Source organism: Diaphorobacter aerolatus (assembly GCF_014489535.1).
GTDB lineage: Bacteria > Pseudomonadota > Gammaproteobacteria > Burkholderiales > Burkholderiaceae_C > Diaphorobacter_A > Diaphorobacter_A aerolatus.
This window is the reverse complement of record NZ_CP060783.1, coordinates 4240324-4259353: the sequence shown is the minus strand read 5'-3', so window position 1 is coordinate 4259353 and position 19030 is coordinate 4240324. Positions and strand designations below refer to the sequence as shown.

The 19030-nt window shown below is 63.9% G+C and carries 17 protein-coding genes and 4 pseudogenes; 13 read left to right on the top strand and 8 right to left on the bottom strand.

What is annotated here, in order from left to right:
- Nucleotides 1–200 precede the first annotated feature (200 nt).
- The 8 genes and pseudogenes from H9K75_RS19830 to H9K75_RS19795 all read right to left on the bottom strand — a co-directional run.
- A pseudogene (locus H9K75_RS19830) lies at nt 201–1353 on the bottom strand (IS91-like element ISCR8/ISPps1 family transposase); the annotation flags it as partial.
- A gap of 143 nt (nt 1354–1496) precedes the next feature.
- Nucleotides 1497–4412, bottom strand: a complete 2916-nt coding sequence (locus H9K75_RS19825) for a Tn3-like element IS1071 family transposase (RefSeq protein WP_059401894.1) — start codon at nt 4410–4412, stop codon at nt 1497–1499.
- Between the two features lie 145 nt (nt 4413–4557).
- Nucleotides 4558–5157, bottom strand: a pseudogene (locus H9K75_RS19820) (CBASS oligonucleotide cyclase); the annotation flags it as partial.
- A complete protein-coding gene (gene cap7, locus H9K75_RS19815) occupies nt 5157–5657 on the bottom strand; it encodes a type III CBASS phage resistance system CD-NTase-associated protein Cap7 (RefSeq protein ID WP_003090159.1) in 501 nt (166 codons plus the stop codon). The pseudogene H9K75_RS19820 and the gene cap7, both read right to left, overlap by 1 nt.
- Complete coding sequence (gene cap8 / locus H9K75_RS19810) at nt 5654–6124, bottom strand: type III CBASS phage resistance system CD-NTase-associated protein Cap8 (RefSeq protein WP_003153638.1); 471 nt, start codon at nt 6122–6124, stop codon at nt 5654–5656. Before cap8 ends, cap7 begins: the two co-directional genes overlap by 4 nt.
- Nucleotides 6121–7035 (bottom strand): CBASS system CD-NTase-associated protein Cap6, encoded by a 915-nt coding sequence (cap6, locus tag H9K75_RS19805; protein ID WP_003050256.1) that lies wholly within the window; start codon nt 7033–7035, stop codon nt 6121–6123. Before cap6 ends, cap8 begins: the two co-directional genes overlap by 4 nt.
- A gap of 17 nt (nt 7036–7052) precedes the next feature.
- A complete protein-coding gene (locus H9K75_RS19800) occupies nt 7053–7628 on the bottom strand; it encodes a PIN domain-containing protein (RefSeq protein WP_003153636.1) in 576 nt (191 codons plus the stop codon).
- Entirely contained in the window at nt 7625–8095 is a 471-nt protein-coding gene (locus tag H9K75_RS19795) for a helix-turn-helix domain-containing protein (protein WP_003050245.1), read from the bottom strand. The genes H9K75_RS19800 and H9K75_RS19795 overlap by 4 nt, the downstream gene beginning before the upstream one ends.
- Nucleotides 8096–8298: 203 nt before the next feature.
- Between H9K75_RS19795 and H9K75_RS19790 the strand changes: the two are divergent.
- From H9K75_RS19790 to H9K75_RS19730, 13 genes and pseudogenes are all read left to right on the top strand, one after another.
- Nucleotides 8299–8681, top strand: a pseudogene (locus H9K75_RS19790) (integrative conjugative element protein, RAQPRD family).
- Nucleotides 8678–8911 carry a TIGR03758 family integrating conjugative element protein gene (locus H9K75_RS19785; protein ID WP_003050225.1) on the top strand — a complete coding sequence of 78 codons (234 nt, stop codon included), beginning with the start codon at nt 8678–8680 and terminating at the stop codon, nt 8909–8911. Before H9K75_RS19790 ends, H9K75_RS19785 begins: the two are co-directional and overlap by 4 nt.
- Before the next feature lie 16 nt (nt 8912–8927).
- Nucleotides 8928–9287: a TIGR03745 family integrating conjugative element membrane protein gene (locus tag H9K75_RS19780; protein WP_003153634.1), complete on the top strand. Its 360-nt coding sequence runs from the start codon at nt 8928–8930 to the stop codon at nt 9285–9287.
- Between the two features lie 12 nt (nt 9288–9299).
- Nucleotides 9300–9698, top strand: coding sequence for a TIGR03750 family conjugal transfer protein (locus H9K75_RS19775; RefSeq protein ID WP_003153632.1), 399 nt, complete (start codon nt 9300–9302; stop codon nt 9696–9698).
- A complete protein-coding gene (locus tag H9K75_RS19770) occupies nt 9695–10387 on the top strand; it encodes a PFL_4703 family integrating conjugative element protein (protein ID WP_004350603.1) in 693 nt (230 codons plus the stop codon). Before H9K75_RS19775 ends, H9K75_RS19770 begins: the two co-directional genes overlap by 4 nt.
- On the top strand, nt 10384–11301 hold the full coding sequence (locus H9K75_RS19765; protein ID WP_047219622.1) for a TIGR03749 family integrating conjugative element protein: 918 nt from the start codon (nt 10384–10386) through the stop codon (nt 11299–11301). The genes H9K75_RS19770 and H9K75_RS19765 overlap by 4 nt, the downstream gene beginning before the upstream one ends.
- Nucleotides 11291–12708: pseudogene (locus tag H9K75_RS19760) on the top strand (TIGR03752 family integrating conjugative element protein). The gene H9K75_RS19765 and the pseudogene H9K75_RS19760 overlap by 11 nt, the downstream one beginning before the upstream one ends.
- Entirely contained in the window at nt 12689–13129 is a 441-nt protein-coding gene (locus tag H9K75_RS19755; RefSeq protein ID WP_017640434.1) for a TIGR03751 family conjugal transfer lipoprotein, read from the top strand. The pseudogene H9K75_RS19760 and the gene H9K75_RS19755 overlap by 20 nt, the downstream one beginning before the upstream one ends.
- Nucleotides 13129–16008 (top strand): conjugative transfer ATPase, encoded by a 2880-nt coding sequence (locus tag H9K75_RS19750; RefSeq protein WP_017640435.1) that lies wholly within the window; start codon nt 13129–13131, stop codon nt 16006–16008. Before H9K75_RS19755 ends, H9K75_RS19750 begins: the two co-directional genes overlap by 1 nt.
- A 13-nt stretch (nt 16009–16021) precedes the next feature.
- A complete protein-coding gene (locus H9K75_RS19745; RefSeq protein ID WP_047219620.1) occupies nt 16022–16807 on the top strand; it encodes a DsbA family protein in 786 nt (261 codons plus the stop codon).
- A gap of 181 nt (nt 16808–16988) precedes the next feature.
- The gene (radC, locus tag H9K75_RS19740; RefSeq protein ID WP_017640437.1) at nt 16989–17483 is read left to right on the top strand and encodes a RadC family protein; all 495 of its coding nucleotides are present in this window, start codon (nt 16989–16991) and stop codon (nt 17481–17483) included.
- 154 nt (nt 17484–17637) lie between these two features.
- Nucleotides 17638–18084 (top strand): TIGR03757 family integrating conjugative element protein, encoded by a 447-nt coding sequence (locus H9K75_RS19735; protein WP_026083770.1) that lies wholly within the window; start codon nt 17638–17640, stop codon nt 18082–18084.
- Nucleotides 18081–19028, top strand: a complete 948-nt coding sequence (locus H9K75_RS19730; RefSeq protein ID WP_017640439.1) for a TIGR03756 family integrating conjugative element protein — start codon at nt 18081–18083, stop codon at nt 19026–19028. Before H9K75_RS19735 ends, H9K75_RS19730 begins: the two co-directional genes overlap by 4 nt.
- The last annotated feature ends 2 nt before the right edge of the window (nt 19029–19030 follow it).

Genomic DNA, 19030 nt, shown 5'->3' with positions numbered 1-19030 from the left:
GTGAGGGAAAAGACGGATAGGAAATTCAACCGCATGAGGCCAAGTATGGCACGAGTTTTGGGCCTCGAAACACGTTCGGCCAAGGAAGGTTGAGCGCTCGCTTGCCGCTCAATGGCAAGAGCTTGGGAGGCAGTATGCATTTGGGCCTGGCGCGCGCGCAGCTGCTTCCCCGCAGCGATGGATACCGCCGCTTCACTGGGTCACCAATTGACGCGCTGGTCTACCTCGTCGGGTTGAGCTGCCAGATCCCAATCCGGCTCGCCTTGCGCACCATCATCCACCGGCGCGTCGCAGCCCTCCCACAGCGGTGGCCCGCGTGCCGGGGTGATGTGCGGGGGGCAGACTCCACCCCGATGTGGTTCAGGATGTGGCGGATTTCGGCGCTGTGGGTGATGAAGGCAATGATGCGCATCTGCCCACCGCACATGGGGCACAGCAGCGGAAATGCCTCGTAGATGCGGGCAATCAGCACCGCCCACAAGTAATGCGCCGCTCGCTTCGGGCGTGCTTCAGGTTCGGGTGTGGGTGTGGCCGCGTTGCCCGGCGCCGCCACCCCAGGTACGCCCGCGCCAGGTTGTGCAGTCTCCACCGTGGCTGGTTGCGACGCAGCAGGCTGAGCCAGCGCCGTTACCGCCGCTCTCAGCGGCGAGTTTGGTGCCAGCACACCAAAGTAGCGGTGCCGGTGGGTGCGTGGCGGTGGCACCAGCGCGGCGATGCGGTCGATCAGTTCCAGCGGTGTGAGGTGCAGCTCATCTGCCTTGGCACCACGCTTGTCACTGGTGGGCTCGCTGCGCTGTTTGGCACAGCGGTACACCAGTTTGCTTCCCTCTTTGCGTAGGCGCTCCATGGAAAACGGTGGACGCGCGCAATAGCGCAGCAGCCGCTCCAGCGCAGCGCGGTCGTGGGCTTCGATGCAGACACCGGCGTCCACCGAGAAGCCGCTGTGTTTGTAGCCCAGCATGTCTTTGGCGTCACAGTTCTCCAGCAGGCCCGAGCAACGAAGGCGCGCAGGATGCGTTTTTGCAGTGTGGTCTGCACTGGGGCCACGGTAGCCGCATCGATGCCGGTGGCCGCGTGAAAGATGACACCCGGCGATGAGATTCGAGGGGTCGCATCAGCATCGCCCTCGCCCTCCACTTCCTCAAACACCCCGTCCACCACACAAACGTGGAAGTGGACGTGTTCATTGAGGCTGGAGCCGAATCGGTGAATGAAGGCGATGGCACCGATGTGCAGGCCTGCCTTGTCCATATGGGCCGCACCGGGGCTGTGGGTCTGCAGAGTTTGTGCGATCACCCGCAGAAAGATGCGCAGCACCATGCTCAGCACCGCTCCGTCGCGTTGCATGAAGTAGGGGTCTCCTCGTTTTCAGTGCAATAAGTGACGGTACGAAAAGCTAGCACTGGCGCGGAGGTGGTGTTGGTAGATCGTTGATTTCATTGACTTTCCTGTTCACTTTCAAATCTGCGATTCGTGGCGTCAAACCGTGGTCGGTTTCATCCATTGGTGCCAGTTATCGATGCATTTGGCCGCGAAGGCAGGATTTGGTCAGCATAGCGGTCAACCGGGAAGCGAAACACACCCCGCAAGTTGATGCTCTCCAGCTTGGTGGGCGCAATCTTCCCGATCAGTTCCGGTGGAATGACCTGGCGGCGGTTCGACCAGCGATCCAGGACCGCCTGCATCTGTGAGGTATTCCACGCCATCACGATGTTGGCCATCAGGCTCAACGCATCGGCCACAGCCTGCATTTCATCGACACGTTTGGCCTGCGCCGGGCTGATCCGGCCGGTATAAATGGCGCGCTTGAGGGCGTTAACAGCCTCGCCCCGATTGAGCACCCGGCGCAACTCGTTCCTGAAAGCGTCCTTGACAAAGTAGTCAGCCAAAAACGCCGTACGCAGCAACCGCCCCAATTGCACGCCAGCCTCATAGATTGGATCGCCCTGGGCGGCAGAACCGAACCGCGCAAGAGCTGCCACCGCACTGGCATGTCCGCTCATGACCGAGGCTGCCAGGTGCACCAGACTATCCCAATGCTTTTCGATCAAAGCGACGTCGACATTGGCTTCGCACACCGCAGCGATTTCTGCGGGCACTTTGGTGCCGCGTGGCACAAAGAGGTGGCGCTGTTTGAGTTCCTTCAACCGCGGGCAAAGATCAAAACCAAGCAAACGGGCATGTGACATGGCAAAGTCGGTGTAGCCATGGGTATCCACAGCAAGCTGGCTGGTCTCCAGCTTTTCTTGGCGGATGACACCTTCAATGGCCACGCCCGCCTGGCGCTCATTGAGCACAAAGGGCTGCGCATGGAAGATGCCCCACCGGTCTTTTACATGGGAGTAGATTCCAATGGAAGGTGTGTTGCGCCGAGGATCAAGCCGGGCTTGCCACACCCGTTTGGTGGTCTCCATGGTCATCATGTCAGAAGATGCCAAATCGGACCGCCCCCAGGTGGCGGCAATCGGGTGTCGCTGCATGAATTCCAGCACAGCCTGGCAGGCCTGGCTCAGACGCCGTTCGTCCCGCGCCCAGCGCATGGCCTGGCGAATGCTGGTGGCAGACAATTGCGGAATCATGCGCGCGCATTCGACCGCAGTCAGACTGGTGCCGTGGGCCATGATGCCGGCATAGACCATCAGCAGCTCGTCGGTAGAGCGCGGCTCACGTCCGAGCATGATCCAGCTAAAGCGCACCTGGGCGTCAACGGCCAGAATCACTTCCGGCAATTGAACCTCACCGATGCGGTGATCCAAAGCCGCGCGCAGCTTGGTCACTTCTGGGTCTTCGTCCTCTGCGGGCAATGGCGACAAATGGAGTTCATCATCCACGCGCAGTACGCCACTGCGGGCTGCAGCGGCCACCGCATCGACACCGGCAGTTACTCTGGCCAGCAAAGGCTTCAAGAAAGTGGCAGCCTTGCTGGGTAACGATAGACGGGCATAGTGTTTCTTGGACTCTGCCTGCCAACGCTCGTCCGTGAAGAACAAGCGCGCACGACCCCGAAAGCTCAGGCTGTGCTCAATCCAGACCGAGCCATTGCGCACCGCGCGGCGCAGGGCAAACAGGGTGGCCACCTCCAACGCCTGAAACGCCCGTTCCCGGTCTGGGCTGGAGATCGAAACCTGCCAGATCATTCCCAGACTTGGTGCCACCACTTCAACTGGCAGCTTTCTGGATCCTTTGAGATATAAAGCTTGCAGCTTGGCAAGGTACTCGATGGCAGGATGCTCGCCGGTGGCCTGCCAGGGCAGCTTTGCAATGGCGACGAGCAACGACCGCACGGGGCGAATTCCATCAATCAATCCCTCGCGGACCAGGGAGGCCCTGCTCGGTGGTTTGCGTTTCTGGGTTTCGGTGATCAAGGCTTCAAGACGGGCACGCAACTCAGCATCTGGCACCGCACCTTGCGCGCTCAAGGCAACAAGTTCGCCGAGCAGCGTTTTGTACATTGCGGCCCAATTGACGGTAGCGGGGACATCGGCGGCAGCCTGACGCCACAGATCGGCGATCCGGCGCTGCACCATAAGGATCAACTGGTCTGTGGTGGTGAACAGGCAATACCGAAGAAAGCATGCGACCTCCACGGTGCGCGCTGGCTCTTTGATCTTGGCTCCGGCTGAGGGCGGCCTGGAGACAAGTCGGCGCGCGTAGCGGCGCAAGATGAGATCGGGGATGTCTGCCAGGTGCTTATGAACGTCCAGCGTGTAAAGCAGGTCGATGCGCTCCAGTACCTCGCTGATTTGGCGGGTTGAGTGTTTCGCCGGTGCAGCCCATAGCCAACTCTGCTGGGTTTGTCCATCTGGGCGCAGCTCTGAAACTGAGGCTCGCCAGCGATCAAGTGTTGCTGGATCAACGCTGGCGGCGATGGCGGTGCCTGTTTCAACTTCAAGCTGGGCAAGTGCCGCCGCAATCAGTGTCCGAATTGCCCGCTCGTGCACGATCACCAGCTTGTTCTTGTACAGCCATTGACGCGCCCGCACGAGTAGCTGATCGCGGTCGGCGCAGCGCGCCACTTCGTCGCGCAGTTCACGTACCAGTGAGCGGCGCTGGTGCTCGCTCATCCACTGGAATCCAAGGACCGTGCAGGCTACTTGTTGGTGATCGAATAGCGTGCGCCCGCGTTCATACATGGCTCTCAGCGAGGCGACTTCTGGTGCTGCAATGCCAAGCTCGTTGCCAAGGTGGCGCCACAAGGCTACTGGAATTACCCGAAAGGCACCGAGCAAACGCCCACTCATGCGCAGGAAACCAATATGGAGCGCCAGACCAAGCTTGTGGGAATCACCTCGGCGTGCATTGATTGCGTCGCGCTCGGCACCATCGAAGGTGAAAAATGCCTTCATCTCGAAGTCGCTGATATCGCGGGGGAGCCCACGCATCCCCAAAAACGTTGTGTGCCAACCCTGCATCGTGAACCTCAAAAGTGGGAGGCCACCATACCCGTTTACAAAGCGAACAGGAAAGTCAATGAAATCAACGGTCTACCCAGACCACCCCGCGCCAGTGCTAGCTTTGCGTACCGTCACTTATTGCACTGAAAACGAGGAGACCCCGGAACGAGGGCTTCACCGGCTTCAGATCGCCGTGCTTGGGATTGTTGTTCCAGTACTTCACCATGCGCACGAGACCTTTCCACTCATTGCCATAGGCTTGGTGCGCTGCGGTCGCCTTGTCCTTATGGATCTCCGGGTCCGTCTTGATCCACTTTCCGGACGCCGTATCGGGGATCTCATACTGGTCGCCGGTATCGAATGCGGGCACCGCATCCACGCTGACCACCCGGTAGTCCGTGTTGTCCTCCGCGTCGATGTGAACACCGAAATCCACGTTGATCGAGCGCGCCTGTTTGCGCACGGCCGCCGAACCGTATTTCTCCACCAATGCAGAGTGGAAATCATCCAGCACTACCGATGCGGCCTTGCCGTGGTAATGCTTCTCCGAGTCCTTCAGCACGAAGAAGATGTCGATATCCTTGAGCGGCTTCGTCTTCGTGTATCGAGCATAGGAACCGGTCAGGAAGCTGCGCGCAATGCCGAACTTGGTCTGCAGGTAGTCCCGCACTTCGTTCTGGCGTTGCGAGGCATTCTTCTGTTCGCGTTCGTTGAGTTCCAGACGCGACTTGAACTTGCGAAAAGCTTCATCGATCGACAGCATCAGCGTTGCCTCCAATATCCGGCCTGACCCGCCAGGCCGCTGTGTTCGACAGTCGAGCCTAGGCTCTGCTTGACCATTCCATCCGTCGAGCGATAACTTCCTTTGCTCCATCCCTCCACATCAGGTCGCCCTGGCTTTGTATCGAGCATTAACTTGTACTTGGCCTGCGATGGCAGCAGCCCAGCTTTCTTGATCGCGTACTTCAACTGCTCGGTATCTGTCCAGAAGCTGCCGTCGCCATCGGACCACCCATACACGATGTCGATATCCCATCGGGTCACGAGCTTGTCGGTTGCCGGGTTGTAGATCTCCAGAATCACCTTGCGCAGATCACCGGTCCCGAGCCACGTCTTGATGGCTCGGGTATTGCTCTCCCAGCGATCCGCAAAGTGCTCAGGGTCCAGCCCACTGAGCAGGATGATGTCTTTCAAGCTCTTGAGGATGTTGTCGGTCACATAGGTAACCGAGTGCGTGTACGAGTAGGTGGCGACGGTGCTCATGACTTGAGGAAACCTCCGAGGTCGAGCGACAGCGCTTGCCCAGCATCGGCCTGCGCCTGCGTGGCAATTCCTTGGCTCAAGTCCCGTGCAATGATGCGAGAACTGTGCTTTTTGAGCGCGCTTTGCACCCAGCCGAGCTGCTCCTTCGGACACGGCAGCGAGACTCCCCAGTCTCCCTTCAACGGCTCGAACCCCAAGACTTCTTCGTTGGCATCATCACCATAGATCGCGTCTTCGTCGAAGAGGCAGTAGATCCTGGTCCGTGGTCCATCGCATGTCGCAACGATGGGCGCGCTCTTGGGTGCCTGGTCGGCGATCAAGCTGGCGGCCACGCCCGTCACGGCCCTGAGTTCAGAGCGAGCCGTGCCGTCCTTGCCCTGAGTGAGCAGTTCGACAATGGCATCCCATGTCTGCAACGCATCGCGGTGCGGCGAGCTGCGAAACGTCCGGCTGACAACGGTGGTCATTTTTGCTTCCCTCCTTGAAGGCGCATTTGCTTTGCCTGTCGTATCGCACTGCGCAAGTGCTCTACGGAAAGCTTGTTCGGATCGATAGCCACTTGCGGGTCGGCCGCGAGGGCGTTGGCTACGACCTTGCGAATGGCCCGACCATCCAATCCGACGCACTCGCCAGCGCACGCGTCGAACTGGTGAGCCGAGGAAAGCTTGCCAATCCCCGGAAATGTCTTTGCCAGGCCATTCAGGCAGTCCACTAGGATCTGCTTGCAGGCATCCTTGCCGGGCAGTGGCACCTCCATCACCATGTCGCAACGAGATAGGAAGGCACTGTCGACGGCCTGTGGGAAGTTGCTGGTGGCCACGAACAGCAGATGCGGGTTGCGTTCGGCCAACATGTCCAACTGCACCAACACCGCGTCGGTGGCCCGGTGCACATCAACCGGGTTGGCTTCCAGGCTGAGCTTCGCTCGATCAGCCGCAAGCGTTTCGACCTCGTCCAGAAGGACGATCGTCGGGCCCGCCGCTGCGGATTCTGCGATCGATTGCGAGAACAGGTCTGCCACGGCGCGTTGAGTCTTTCCCATTGCAGAGCTCGTCAGCGTGTGAGGCTCCACTTCCAGCAATCGAAACTTCGCAGAAGAAAAAGATTCGGCCACACGATGCGCCAAGCCCCGTGCCAAGGAGGTCTTCCCAGTCCCCGGCGGGCCGACCAACAAGATCACGCCGTGCAGGGGGAGTACCGTGCGCTCCACCTTGGGGCGCACCGTGAAGTTGACGATCGCTTGTGACAGCAACTGTTTTTTGATGGCTTCGTCCATCACGATCGAATCCCACAAGTCACCCAGCGACTTATCCGGCAGCTTCCAGCTTCGATGGATGCCTTTCGGCAAAGTGGCGTCTGATGAAGGATTCTTGGTCATCCGTGGCTCTCGGCGGGTCAGAGAATGGTGCGATAGGTCGCCAGCACCTTGGTCGTTTGCACAAGGCCTTGGCGCAGCAGGATTTCGAGATAGCGGTCCACATCGATCGGCGGATGCTTGAGTTGGGCACGCTGGCGCTGCGCAGCCGACACTACGGCGGCCGCATCCAGATCCAGCAGGTTGTCCACAAACTCATCGGGGTGCTGCGATTCGATGCCGTACGGAGCCAGCAGATCGTTCGGGAAATCACGTTCGTTGAACGTCACAATCACGCTCGCACCGCAGCGAATCGCCGCAGCCAGGACGTGCCGATCGTTCGGATCGGGTAATGTCAGGCCTGCCACGAGCGCTTCGTAGCCCTCCACCAAGCCGTCCGGAATGGCCCTGTCCATGAGATCCGACGTCCTGTCGACCTGAACCCGGGTGAGATCGGGGCGGTTGATCAACAGATTGCGTTTCCACTCCTCATGAATGGCTTGGCTCCACCGCGCCCGGAAGCGGCCAGACAGGCCGAGCCACATCAGGAAATCCCGCAGTGGCGCGGGATATAGAACGCACGCGTCGTAGACGGCGGTGAATGGGGAATGCCTCATTCGTATCCCATTCCCAACTCTTGCGACTGCTGAGCGAGTTCGGCCATCGCCTGCTCACTGGCGCGCTCGCGCGCTTCCTTGTACTGCATCAGATCGGCGAACCTCACCCTGCGGTGCTTGCCGGTGCGATGAAATGCCAACACCCCATCTTCTAGCAGCTTGACGAAATGGGGACGGGACACGTTGAGCAAGTCCGCCGCCTCTTGGGTCGTCAGCTCTGCATGGACGGGCACCACCTTTACTGCATTGCCATCGGCCAACTCGGCCAGGATGTCGACCAGCAGGCGTAAAGCCGAGGTAGGCAGTTCCACCTGATGAGCCTGTTTGTGGTCATCAAAGATCTGGATGTGCTGCGTCTCGAACTGGGTTGCGAGGTAAGCCGCCAAGGCACGTTGACCCTGGACGGCTGCCTTAACCTCTCCCGCGGCGGGAAGGGTCATCTTGGATTGGGCAGTGGCGGTGGTCATGGGTAGCTCCTAAGCGAAAACGGTTGCAGAGCCGATCATATTCGAAACACTCGAAAAACGCAATAATCGAAACTCCACCCGGGCTTTTGTAGGTTCGCTCGCGGTATGCCCAATCCGGTCGTCCGCCAGTTCCTATTGTTTGCGGCCTAAAACAGCCCTGATCTCCACGATCACCCCATTGCTGATCACACAGGAATGGCGCGATGGTGGCTTCGATCTGGCTGCGCGCCGCGCATCGCGGCGTGCCCACTTTTCTCGTGACGGCCCTCCTGCTGGGTCAGTCCCAGATGGCCTTGGCCGAGTCTCCGGCACAGCGCCAGGAGCTGGTCGCCGCACTGCGCCAGCTCGACGCGCTGGAGCGCACCGTCGCGGACAGCGCCGCGCATGCCCCCATCCAGCCGGGCGAGCGCTACCACTTCGACTACCCGCGGCTGCTGGCTGACCTGGCGCGCGTTCGCGCCGGCATCCAGTTTCACCTGACGCCATCGCGCGCTCAGCCGCGCGACCCTCCGAACTGGCCGGCGACTACCGCACCGAGCGGGCGGCCGAGCCGCTGCCGGCGACGACTGCGGGGGGCAAGCAATGAACGGCGCCCAGGTCTCGGCATTTCAAGCCAACAGCGGCATCGCGCCTTCCGCAATGGCGACCGTCCTGGTCGGCGTCGTGTTCGCGGTCCTGCTCGTGTGGGGCGTCTGGGCCATCCGAACGGCCTACGTGGGGTGGTCCGAGAGCCGCCTCAACCAGCGCCAGTTCCTCGGCGTCTGCATCCGCTTCGTCGCGATGTACCTCGTCCTGAGTTTCTTCCTTCTGTCCTGACCTGAAAGGCCCGACCATGCACAACCGCATCCTCACTTCCCGTCTCGCCCAGCGCGCCGCCATGGCCCTGGGCGCCGCCGCGCTGCCCGCGCTGTCGTTCGCGCAAGGCCTGCCGCAGTTGGAGAACCCGACGCGCGGCACCGGCAACGGCATCATGGAGACGATCCGCAACTACGGCTACGACATCATCATGCTCGTGGCCCTGCTGGTGGTGGCGTCGATGTTCATCGGCGTCTGCTACCACGCCTACGGAACCTACGCGGAGATCCACACCGGCCGCAAGACGTGGGGCCAATTCGGCCTCACGGTCGCCATCGGCGCCGTGTTGCTCGTGATCGGCATCTGGCTGCTCACCGAAGCCACGGGCATCCTGTAAGGCGAGGCCGGTATGTCCGAGCAGCAGCACGTCCGTGCGGACGGGACGGTCACGTTCCTTCCGCACCGGCTCAACCGCCATCCCGTTGTCGTGCGCGGCCTCACCGCCGACGAGCTGTGGATCTGCTGCGGCCTGTCCGGCGCCGCCGGCCTGCTGGTCGGCGCGCCGCTTTCGTGGGTGTTCCGCACGATCGCCATCGCACCGACGTTCGTTGTCCTGGGCGTGGCCTTGGGCGTGTTCATCGGCGGCGGCATCCTGCGCCGCCTCAAGCGTGGGCGCCCCGACACCTGGCTTTATCGGCAGTTGCAGTGGCGCATCGCAACGGGCCATCCGCTGATGGCCGGCTGGGTGGGCGGCCACGTGCTGATCTCGCGCTCGGGCTTCTGGTCCACCCGCAGGAGCATGCGATGAGTCGCTTCAAGAACGAGATCGCCCACCTGCAGGCGCACATCAAGACCTTGCGCCTGGGCGCGGGCGCGCTGGTCATTGTCGCCCTGGTCATGGGCGGCGGCTGGTGGAGCGCGCCGCGCGACCTGACCATCCACGTCCCGCCCGACCTGCGCTCTGGCAGTACCCGCAAGTGGTGGGAAGTGCCGCCCGAATCGGTCTATGCGTTCACGTTCTACGTGTTCCAGACGCTGAACCGCTGGCCGACCAATGGCGAAGAAGACTACTCGCGCAACCTCCACACGCTCTCGCCGTACCTCACCCCGTCCTGCCAGGCCTTCCTTCGCGCGGACTACGACTACCGCCGCTCCACCGGCGAGCTACGCCAGCGCGTGCGCGGCATCTACGAGATTCCCGGCCGCGGCTATGGCGACGACCCCACGGCGCGCGTGCGCACCGTGTCCGATCGCGACTGGGTGGTGACGCTGGACATCACGGCGGACGAGTACTACGGCGCCGAGCAGGTCAAGCGCGCCCTGGTGCGTTATCCGATCAAGGTCACGCGGGTGGACGTCGATCCCGCCCGCAACCCGTTCGGCCTGGCGCTGGACTGCTACGAAGGCGCGCCCCAGCGCATCAGTGCACCGGAGCCGGCGCGCCCGGCGTCGAGTGGCCTGTCTCCGCAAGCGCCTCAAGGAGGAAACACCCCATGAAGCATCCTGTACTCGCGCTGCTGGGGCTACTGGCCGTGGCCGCGGCACCCGTCGCCCAGGCGGTGGAGATCCTGCGTTGGGAACGCATGCCACTGGCAGTGCCGCTGAAGGTCGGTCAGGAACGCATCGTGTTCATCGACCGGAACGTGCGCGTGGGCGTGCCCGCGGGCGTGGGCGAACGCCTGCGCGTGCAGAGCGCGGGCGGCGCGGTGTACCTGCGCGCCAGCGAACCGATCGAGCCCACGCGGCTGCAACTGCAGGACGCCGACACGGGCGCGCTGATCCTGCTCGACATCGCGGCCGAGCCGCCCAAGGACGGCGAGGCCGAGCTGGAGCCGGTGCGCATCGTCGAGGGCAGCAGCACCCCGGCGCGCTACGGCGATCAGGCAGGCGGTGCCGATGAGGCCCCGGCACGCGCCCAGGGCCAGGCAGGTGCGCGGACCGCGCGGCGCGAAACTCCGGTCCCTGTCGTGCTGACGCGCTTCGCTGCGCAGAACCTCTATGCGCCGCTGCGCACCGTGGAGCCGCTGCCGGGTGTCATGCGGGTCAACCTGCGCCGTGACCTCGACCTCGGCACGCTGATGCCGACGCTGCCGGTGCGCGCGGTCGCGCTCGCGTCGTGGCGTCTGGAAGACCAGTGGGTCACTGCCGTGCGCTTGACCAACACCGGCGCGGGCAGGATCACGCTCGACCCGCGCGTGCTGCAAGGCGACTTCCTCACCGCCACCTTCCAGCACGAGGCGCTCGGCCCGCGCGGAACGCCCGAGGACACGACCGTCCTGTACCTGGTGACGCGAGGGCACGGCCTGGCGCAGTCGCTGCTGCCGGCGATCCACCGCTTCGACCCGGCCGTGCATCTGCCGCAACCGGAAGCTGAAGCCGGCGACGGCAAGGAGGCCCGCCATGCGCAGTAACGGCTTGCTCAAGTGGCTGATGATCCCGGTCGCCTTGCTAGTGCTGTTCGTCGCCATCCGGTTGTTTTCGGGTGGAAGCTCGTCGGCGCCGCTCGCCCCGGATGCCGGCGCCAAGCTCACACCCGAGGAAATGAAGGCGTTGGGCATCGAAGGCGATACCCCCGCGATACAGTGGCAACGCTCGTCGCCCAGGTAAAGCAGTTGCGCACCGAGCTTCAGACCGCGCTGACCGACAACAAGTCGCAGCGCGAGGAAAACCAGCGGCTGCGCCAGCGCGAGAACTCCATCGATCAGCGCATCAATTCGGCCCTCGAATCCGAGCGCTCCAACCTGCGCCGCGACCAGGAACAGGCGGCCAGCGCGCGCCAGCAGACCGAAGGGCTGCTCGCCGACCTGCAGCGGCGTCTGGACAGCATCGGCGGGCGCGGCGGCGGCCATGCCGATCTGCCCGTGGGCCTGGGGCTGCGCGATGGCGACGAGGCCGACATGGAAGGCGGCATGCGCTGGGTCGAACCGGACGACGCGAAGAAGGCCGAGGGACGCAACGGCAGTCGTGGCACGGGCAGCGGCATGAGCTTCCCGACGAGCTTCGGCCCGGCGCAAAGCACGCTGGAAACGACCGCGGAAACCGTGGCGAACGCCGGCGCACGTGCGGCAGGCGTCAAGAGCGCCAAGCCGGTCTATACCGTGCCAACCAACTCAACGCTGATGGGGTCGGTCGCGATGACCGCGCTGATCGGTCGTGTGCCGATCGACGGGACGGTGAACGATCCGTACCCCTTCAAGGTGCTGGTCGGCCCGGACAACCTCACGGCCAACGGGATTGATATTCCCGACGTGGCCGGCGCCGTGTTCAGCGGAACCGCATCGGGTGACTGGACGCTCTCGTGCGTGCGCGGCCAGGTACGCAGCATCACCTTCGTCTTCAACGACGGCACGATCCGCACCATCCCCGAAGACCGCGAAGGCAACCAGCAGAACAACCAGCAGCGCGACGGCCTGGGCTGGATCAGCGATCCGCACGGCATCCCCTGCGTCAGTGGCGAACGGCGCAGCAACGCCCAGCAGTACCTCGGCTCGCAGGCCCTGATCACGGCGGCCGGTGCCGGCGTGGCCTCGCTCATCGAGAGCGACAGCGGCCGCATGTCCTACGTCGGCTCGGACGGCGCCATCGGCACCGTGGGCATCAGCGGCAAGGAAGCAGTCGGCCAGATCCTCGCGGGCGGCGTCCGGGACATGTCGGCCTGGGTCAACAAGCTCTACGGCCAGGCCTTCGCCTCCGTCTATGTCCAGCCTGGTGCCAAGGTTGCCGTCCACCTCGAAAAGCCGCTGGCCATCGATCACGACCCCGAAGGCCGGCGCGTCGATCACCGTGCAGGAGAAAGCCATGCGCTCGAACTCGATTAAGGGCCTCGCGCTGGCCGCGGCCGTCGCCGTGCTCGGCGGTTGCGCCACCAGCAAGGAAGAACTGCTGACCCATAGCGACCGCACCATGATGGACATCTGGCAGCAGGAAACGGGTGGCGGCGGCAGTGGCACCGGCCAGGTCGCGCGCCGGCAGTTGCTCGACGCGCGCCAGAGCCTGCGCCGGCCGCTGACCGACGCCGATGTGCAGGCTGCGCCCGTCGAGCAGATGCGCTACACGCGCTTGGCGCGCAACGAGGTTTATCGCCAGTTCCAGCGCCTGCCCAACCCCGATCTCGTCATGTATGTGTACCCGCACCTAGCGGGCACGGACCCCGTGCCGGTTCCGGGCTACACGACGGTCTTCCCGCTGTACCAGCGCGTGCAGTACGCCATGCCCGGTGAACGGCTGGAGGACTATTGATGCGCTGGAAACTTCCCTGGCCGAAGCTGGCCGCATCCGGCACCGGCGACGAAGAGAAGCCGGACGGCTGGCAGCGCCACGTCGAGGCCTTGCGCCAGGCCGGCGTCCCTGAACCCGGCGCAGCGGTCCAGGGCCGCAGGCCGGCGACGGTAGCCGACGAGCAGGCGCTGTACGACGTCGCGCCGTCGTTCGCGGAACTGCTGCCTTGGGTGGAGTTCTTGCCGCAGTCGAAGTCCATGCTGCTGGAGGATGGGCAGTCGGTCGCTGCCTTCTACGAGCTGGTGCCGCTGGGCACCGAGGGGCGGGAGCCCGGCTGGCTCGCGCATGCCCGCGATGCCTTGGAGAACGCGCTCCAGGACTCGTTCGATGAGCTGGACGAGAACCCCTGGGTGCTCCAGCTCTACGCCCAGGACGAGCCCAGCTTCGACCAGTACATGCAGACCCTGCGCGACTATGTGCAGCCGCGCGCCCGCGATACTGCGTTCACCGAGTTCTACCTGCGCTTCTTCGGCCACCATCTGCGCGCGGTCGCCAAGCCGGGCGGCCTGTTCGAGGACACGGTGGTCACGCGGCTGCGCTGGCGCGGCCAGACGCGGCGGGTGCGCATGGTGATCTATCGCCGTGCCACCGGGCAGGCAAGCCGCCGCGGCCAGACGCCCGAGCAGATGCTGAACATCGTCTGCGACCGCCTGTGCGGCGGCCTGGCGAACGCCGGCATCCAGGCACGGCGCATGGTCGCAGCCGACGTCCACGACTGGCTGCTGCGGTGGTTCAATCCGCGCCCCGCGATGCTCGGGCCTGGAGCCGAGGATCAGGAGCGCTTCTATGCACTGGCGCGCTACCCCGACAGCACCGAAGAAAGCGAGGCCGGCGAAATCGAGCTGGCGAGCGGGCGGGATTTCAGTCAGCGGCTGTTCTTCGGCCAGCCACGCTCCGACGTGGAGCACGGCACCTGGTATTTCGACGGCATGCCGCACCGCGTGCTGATCACCGACCGGCTGCGCATGCCGCCCGGCACCGGACACCTGACCGGCGAGACCCGCAAAGGGGATGCCATCAACACGCTGTTCGACCAGATGCCGGAAGACACCTTGCTGTGTCTCACGATGGTCGCCACGCCGCAGGATGTCCTGGAAGCGGATCTCAACCACCTGGCGAAGAAGGCCGTGGGCGAGACGCTGGCGTCGGAGCAGACGTTGAAGGACGTGCAGGAAGCCCGCTCCCTCATCGGCAGCGCGCACAAGCTCTACCGGGGGACGCTGGCATTCTACCTGCGCGGACGCGACGAAGCGGAACTGGACCGGCGCGGCCTGGACCTGGCGAACGTGATGCTCAATGCTGGCTTGCAGCCGGTGCGCGAGGACGACGAGGTGGCGCCGCTCAACAGCTACTTGCGGTGGCTGCCATGCTGCTACAACCCCGGCCAGGATCGGCGCAAGTGGTACACCCAACTGATGTTCGCTCAGCACGCGGCGAACCTGTCGCCGGTGTGGGGCCGCGCTCAAGGTACGGGGCACCCGGGCATCACGATGTTCAACCGCGGTGGCGGGCCGATCACCTTCGACCCGCTCAGCCGCCTGGATCGGCAGATGAACGCCCATCTGTTCCTGTTCGGCCCCACCGGCTCCGGCAAGAGCGCCACGCTCAACAACCTCTTGAATCAGGTCACGGCCATCTACCGACCGCGGCTGTTCATCGTGGAGGCTGGCAACAGCTTCGGCCTGTTCAGCGACTTCGCACGCAGGCTCGGGCTGACGGTAAACCGGGTCAAGCTGGCCCCAGGTTCGGGCATCAGCCTCGCGCCATTCGCAGACGCGCGTCGGCTGATCGAGACGCCCAGCGACGTGCAGACGCTCGACGCCGACGCGCTGGATGAAGACCCGCCACCAGATGCCTCGGCCATGGAGGCGGACGAGCAGCGCGACGTGCTCGGCGAACTGGAGATCACGGCGCGGCTGATGATCACGGGCGGAGAGGACAAGGAGGAAGCCCGGATGACACGGGCTGACCGCTCGCTGATCCGTCAGTGCATCCTCGACGCCGCCGAGCACTGCGTGGCCGACAAACGCACGGTGCTTACGCGCGACGTGCGCAACGCGTTGCGCGCCCGCGGCCAGGACCCGACGCTGCCCGAAATGCGCCGCGTGCGGCTGCTGGAGATGGCGGATGCGATGGACATGTTCTGTCAAGGCACGGACGGCGAAATGTTCGACCGCGACGGCACGCCGTGGCCCGAAGCCGACATCACCTTGGTTGACCTCGCGACATACGCCCGCGAGGGCTACAACGCGCAGCTCTCCATCGCTTACATCAGCCTGATCAGCACGGTGAACAACATCGCCGAGCGCGACCAATACCTTGGACGCCCGATCATCAACGTCACCGACGAAGGACACATCATCACGAAGAACCCACTGCTCGCGCCCTACGTGGTCAAGATCACGAAGATGTGGCGCAAGCTGGGCGCATGGTTCTGGTTGGCCACGCAGAACATCGACGATCTGCCGCGCGCAGCTGAGCCCATGCTCAACATGATCGAGTGGTGGATCTGCTTGTCGATGCCCCCGGATGAGGTGGAGAAGATCGCGCGGTTCCGCGAACTCAGCCCAGCACAGAAGGCGCTAATGTTGTCGGCGCGCAAAGAGGCGGGGAAATTCACCGAGGGCGTCATCCTCTCCAAGAGCATGGAAGTGCTGTTCCGTGCCGTGCCGCCGAGCCTGTACCTCGCGCTCGCGCAGACCGAACCCGAAGAGAAGGCCGAGCGCTACCAGCTCATGCAGCAATACGGCTGCTCCGAACTGGAGGCGGCCTTCAAGGTGGCCGAGAAGATCGACCAGGCACGCGGCATCGATTCGCCAGCCCTGGAACTGCCCTACTAAGCCGGAGAACGCCATGGAACCGAAACGTCCTTCCATTCCGATGCAGGTCCAGGTGTTCCGCCGTCGCAACGGGCGTCCCCGCTGGCCCTGGGCCTTGGCCGCTGCATTGGTCGCATTGCTGTTGATCTGGCTCGTCCCCCGGTCGCCCGATGAATCCTCAGCGCCGTCGCCCTCGCCGGTCAGCATGACGCAGACGCCGGGGTCACCCTGGCAGATGGGCAACCCAGAGGGCCGCTTCACGCTGACGCTCTATGCCGACCTGGAATGTCCGTTCTGCCGGGAGTATTTCCCGCAGCTCAAGCGCTGGGTCGGCAACAACACCGACGTGGCCCTGCAATGGCACCACCTGCCGTTGGCCGCGCATGAGCCAGCCGCGTCCGCCGAAGCGCGCCTGGCGGAATGCGCGGGCGAAGCCGGCAGCCATGCCGCCTTTTGGCAGGCCGTCGAATGGGTCTATGCCCACACGCGCAGCGACGGCCAGGGCTTGCCTGAAGGGCTGCGCTACCCCGACCTCACTCCAGCGATCGAGCAGTGTCTGGCGAGCGAGCGGCCCGATGCACCGATCCGCGCCCAGACGGCGGAAGCCACGAACAGCGGCGTGATCGCCACGCCATCGCTGCGGCTGCACGATCGCGAAACCGGCAAGGCGATCCTGCTGCAGGGGCCGATCGAGGGCGATGCCTTGCTGTCGGCCATTGACATGCTGGCGACCGGGAACTCGGCCAGCGACACGGCGGCCGCACCCACCATCCCCACATCCGAAATGCCTGCCGACGTTGTCGGCGACATGCCCAGGTAGCCCTCGGTCTTGGAGGCTACGGCGCGGCTTGCCGCACTGACCGCTACCCGTTCGCTTCGCATCCTGGCTGCGAACAATCACCGCTGCGCGGTGGTGGATGCACCTTGTTCCGCTGTTTCCATCCCCAGGAGGGCTTGCCCTCCTGGGGTGGCGTCCTCCGTTCACATTCTGGAGGTCCGCCATGTCTCTCGTCGTAAATGACTCCTGCGTGGAGCCACGTTTTGCCCCAGCGTCCCAATCTGATGATTGGATCATCCGGCAGGCCATCGCGCTGCTGGAACAACGTGTTTTCAAGGCCGGACCGCTTCTTGGCCAGCCACAGGCCGTGAAGGACTATCTGCGTCTGAAACTCGTCGCAGAACCGAACGAAGTGTTCGCCATCGTGTTCATGAACAGCCAGCACCGGGTGTTGGCCTATGAGCCGATGTTCAAGGGCACGCTCGATTCGACTGCAGTTTATCCGCGCGCTGTCGTGCAGCGTGCATTGGAGCTGAATGCCGGCGCGGTGATTTTTTCGCACCAGCATCCCTCGGGATGCACTGAGCCGTCGAGCTCGGATCGCGCTTTGACCGACCGACTGAAGGCTGCGTTGGCGCTCATCGATGTGCGAGTGTTGGACCACATCATCGTCGGCCAAGGCGCTCCATACTCGTTCGCGGAATCCGGTCTGCTGTAGCCCGCTCCTTGATCCACGCGGAGGCTTCGGCCTCCGCTTTTTCATGGGCGCGAGACAAGCAGGTATGCGGGCAGTGCGCGATGCGCATTGTTTGTTGGGGCCGCGTCGGCTTCGCGTTTGACTACTGCTCTGATCAACTTCAAGGGCACGCGACATGCCAGCATCTCTTTCCAGGTTCGCGCCGGGCTGGCGAACCCTCGGCCTGGCCGTGGCGCTGCCGGCAGCCCTGGCCGTTTTCAGCCCGGCCACCTTCGCCGCCGACGTGGTGGTCGTCACCGACAGCCGCCACCCGGTCAAGACCATGGGCGGCGAGCGGCTGATCGAACTGAACGAAGCCCACAGGATTGAAGCGGAGCTTTCCGCGGGACTGCCCACCGACCCCGAACAGGCGACGGCCATCGTCAAGCGCCGGCTGAATGGCGGCGGTGCCGATCTGCAGCGACGCATCGCTTCCGCATACCAAAGCGTTACCGACGCATGGAGTCTCGGCATCACCAGCCTCCCGGCCGTGGTGGTGGACAGGCGCTATGTGGTCTATGGCGAGTCGGATGTGGCTCGCGCTGTCGCGCGCATCGAGCAGCACCGGAGGACCCAGCCGTGACCCGACCATTCGACCTGATGCGCCGTCTGCATGCTGGCGTGGCTTCGTTGCTGCTGCTCAGCGCCACGGGCAGCTACGCCCTCAACACTGCCACCATCGTCGGCTCGGTAGCGTCACCCGACTGCCTCGAATACCGCGTCGTTGGCATCTGCTACTGGCTCTATTGCACCTGGACCGGCTGCACGGTGCGCACGTCCATCAAGGTGCGCCACTACATCCCCGATGCGGTGGTGTCGTCGTACTCGAATACCGGCGAAAACCCCTGGGTCGAGGTCCGGGCAATGAGCACGCCCAACCCGTCCGCCCAAGCGGGCGGCGATGGAACCACGAACGAGGATCACGAAAACAACCTCGCCAAGTTCAAAAACTCGGACGTTATCGGCCACCCCGGCGTCGAGGTGTTCAACCAGTTCGTCTCGTCGTCGGGTTACTTCTGCGAGGGCGCGGGCACGGCGTTCATGCCGTACTTGCTCAGCACCTTGGACACGCTGGCCTGGCGCTACAACGTGCCCGAGATGGCCTACCCGGAAGCGCTGATTCCGGGCCGGCGTGAGGTCGGCGCACGCACCACGATGAACCTGTGGGGCAACGTGTATCCCCGTGGCGGCTTCCTGCACCAGACCGACGACTTCAAGGCCGGCGCAGTGGTGGCCCAGCGTGCAGGCGATGTGGTCACGCGCCGGGGGCAGATCCACGTCTATCAGCCGTTGCTTGCCAACTCCCGCGACGGCTACTGGCCGGCAGGCGCGCTGATGGAGGGCGATGCCTCGACCGGAAAGTGGCAAGAACTCACGCCCGTCCTGTCGTCGTCCTGCACGGTCTTCCCGCGCAGCGGCTTTCTTACCCAGGCGCAGCAAGGCGACTACGCATGGGCGCTGTGGCGGCCGTATGCCTGCTGCGAACGCCGGGGCCAAGTGTTCCTGGGCAGCGTCGATTTTCTCTGAGG

Bases quoted from the DNA above. Each gene is read 5' to 3' on its own strand.
- H9K75_RS19825 (WP_059401894.1), bottom strand. From the start codon at position 4,412: ATGCAGGGTTGGCACACAACGTTTTTGGGGATGCGTGGGCTCCCCCGC.
- cap7 (WP_003090159.1), bottom strand. From the start codon at position 5,657: ATGAGCACCGTCGCCACCTACTCGTACACGCACTCGGTTACCTATGTG.
- cap8 (WP_003153638.1), bottom strand. From the start codon at position 6,124: ATGACCACCGTTGTCAGCCGGACGTTTCGCAGCTCGCCGCACCGCGAT.
- cap6 (WP_003050256.1), bottom strand. From the start codon at position 7,035: ATGACCAAGAATCCTTCATCAGACGCCACTTTGCCGAAAGGCATCCAT.
- H9K75_RS19800 (WP_003153636.1), bottom strand. From the start codon at position 7,628: ATGAGGCATTCCCCATTCACCGCCGTCTACGACGCGTGCGTTCTATAT.
- H9K75_RS19795 (WP_003050245.1), bottom strand. From the start codon at position 8,095: ATGACCACCGCCACTGCCCAATCCAAGATGACCCTTCCCGCCGCGGGA.
- H9K75_RS19785 (WP_003050225.1), top strand. From the start codon at position 8,678: ATGAACGGCGCCCAGGTCTCGGCATTTCAAGCCAACAGCGGCATCGCG.
- H9K75_RS19780 (WP_003153634.1), top strand. From the start codon at position 8,928: ATGCACAACCGCATCCTCACTTCCCGTCTCGCCCAGCGCGCCGCCATG.
- H9K75_RS19775 (WP_003153632.1), top strand. From the start codon at position 9,300: ATGTCCGAGCAGCAGCACGTCCGTGCGGACGGGACGGTCACGTTCCTT.
- H9K75_RS19770 (WP_004350603.1), top strand. From the start codon at position 9,695: ATGAGTCGCTTCAAGAACGAGATCGCCCACCTGCAGGCGCACATCAAG.
- H9K75_RS19765 (WP_047219622.1), top strand. From the start codon at position 10,384: ATGAAGCATCCTGTACTCGCGCTGCTGGGGCTACTGGCCGTGGCCGCG.
- H9K75_RS19755 (WP_017640434.1), top strand. From the start codon at position 12,689: ATGCGCTCGAACTCGATTAAGGGCCTCGCGCTGGCCGCGGCCGTCGCC.
- H9K75_RS19750 (WP_017640435.1), top strand. From the start codon at position 13,129: ATGCGCTGGAAACTTCCCTGGCCGAAGCTGGCCGCATCCGGCACCGGC.
- H9K75_RS19745 (WP_047219620.1), top strand. From the start codon at position 16,022: ATGGAACCGAAACGTCCTTCCATTCCGATGCAGGTCCAGGTGTTCCGC.
- radC (WP_017640437.1), top strand. From the start codon at position 16,989: ATGTCTCTCGTCGTAAATGACTCCTGCGTGGAGCCACGTTTTGCCCCA.
- H9K75_RS19735 (WP_026083770.1), top strand. From the start codon at position 17,638: ATGCCAGCATCTCTTTCCAGGTTCGCGCCGGGCTGGCGAACCCTCGGC.